Here is a 1,612-nt window from a genome sequence, read left to right on the forward strand (position 1 = left end):
TCTTTTCTTGAACGCGGGTGCAAATATAAGGAGTTATTTTTTAAATACCACTACCTTCTTTTAAGTTAATTTAATGTAAATGTATTGTTTTGAATTAATGAATTGAAATAGAGGTAGAAACAAAAAAAATAAAATGCTTTTTATGTGTTTTTAATTTTTTATAATCGTGGTGGTTTGCAATGAAAGCTTTTTATTGTGTTATTTAAGGGATTTACGGCAGTTGTATATTCTCTTTTTAGACTTTTATTAGTCATATTCGTTTTTCTGTCTAAATTGATCTGTCAGATTATTTACTATTAAAAAATTATAGCCAATATCAATTGTTTTATCTTTTAGTTTAAAAAATCTGCCGTCAGTATAGATTGTTTCTTTTTTGGCTTCATTGTTCCAAAATTGAATTTGATATTTATTTTCGAATTTATGATTGGTTTCTTTGCCTTCGAAAATTTCGGTTAAAAGATAAAAACTCTCAGATTTTGTTAGATCGCAAATTTCATTTCCTTTGCTAAATTTTATTCTCCATATTGATAATAAAGATTTTTCAACTTTTAGCGGGACAAGTTTTATTTGTTGGTATAAATATCTAACAGGTGTGTATGCCCAAATTAGTGTAGTTGGAGATTGTCTGCCGTAATCACTGATCGATTTTACTATTTTATTGTTTTTAATAAATGTTATAGTAACCGTCTCGTCGTCAGTCCAATTTCCTTCATAGTTATTTTCAAGTTTTTTTATATCGGCTTTTTTAAAACTGTTTTGAATTTTTTGATATTCAGTCTGAGTGATCTTTGATTTAAATTGGCCATTTTGAGTATTGTAATGCTGACCATTATAGAAGATGTTACCGCTTTTGTCAATACTTATATTTGAAACAGGACAAGTACCATAACAGCCAGAAGACGAAACTATAATTTTGTCGTAATTTTCATTTGGATCAATTTTATACTTGGTTCTTGCATATTTGGCAAACAGGCTGTCTGCTACTTTTGTTGTTAATGTGTCGCCAATAAGTGACTGTATTTTTTGATTGTCCCAGGTCTTACTCAATAAATCAAAAATTTTAAGACTATCGTTTTCAATCTTATATTTGGTCTGAGTTCCTAAGAAAATTGTTTCCCTGTCTCTTCTTTCGTCTCCTTCAATTCTTTTAAAATACCCGGATTTGTCTTCGCATAAATTATTTTCTGAAAAAATATATCCTTGTAGATGGTTGCCAAGAATAGTTGGTGGCGGAGGCGTGTGAGAATTGTTGCTTTTTTTTGGTTTTCTTTGGTCTTCTGTTTTGATGTAGGTCCACTCACCAAGAATATCTTTCTTTAATTGCTCGTCTTTATTTTTTTTGCAAGAAAATAAAATAAATACAATTAAAACACATAGTATATTTTTTAGCTTCATAAATATATTTGTAAACTTTCGGTTTTGTAAATATTTAGTTGAACTGCCTTAAAATTAAAAAAGCGGAAATCTTATAAATAAAGATTTCCGCTTTTAGTGACCACGGTGGGATTTGAACCCACACGCCCTTACGAGCACCACCCCCTCAAGATGGCAAGTCTACCGTTTCTCCACGTGGCCTCAAATAAAAAAAGGTCAAGTAAATGAATACTCGACC

Annotated in this window: 1 protein-coding gene and 1 tRNA gene; both read right to left on the minus strand. The window is 30.2% G+C overall.

The window, feature by feature from the left end; translation table 11 throughout:
* Positions 1–246: 246 nt before the first annotated feature.
* On the minus strand, positions 247–1,395 hold the full coding sequence (locus IRZ78_RS25940) for a DUF6438 domain-containing protein (RefSeq protein ID WP_194620482.1): 1,149 nt from the start codon (positions 1,393–1,395) through the stop codon (positions 247–249).
* 97 nt (positions 1,396–1,492) lie between these two features.
* Positions 1,493–1,575, minus strand: a tRNA-Leu gene (locus tag IRZ78_RS25945).
* Between the last annotated feature and the right edge of the window lie 37 nt (positions 1,576–1,612).

It is taken from the genome of Flavobacterium sp. CSZ, assembly GCF_015350725.1.
Lineage (GTDB): Bacteria > Bacteroidota > Bacteroidia > Flavobacteriales > Flavobacteriaceae > Flavobacterium.

Bases quoted from the DNA above. Each gene is read 5' to 3' on its own strand.
- IRZ78_RS25940 (WP_194620482.1), bottom strand. From the start codon at position 1,395: ATGAAGCTAAAAAATATACTATGTGTTTTAATTGTATTTATTTTATTT.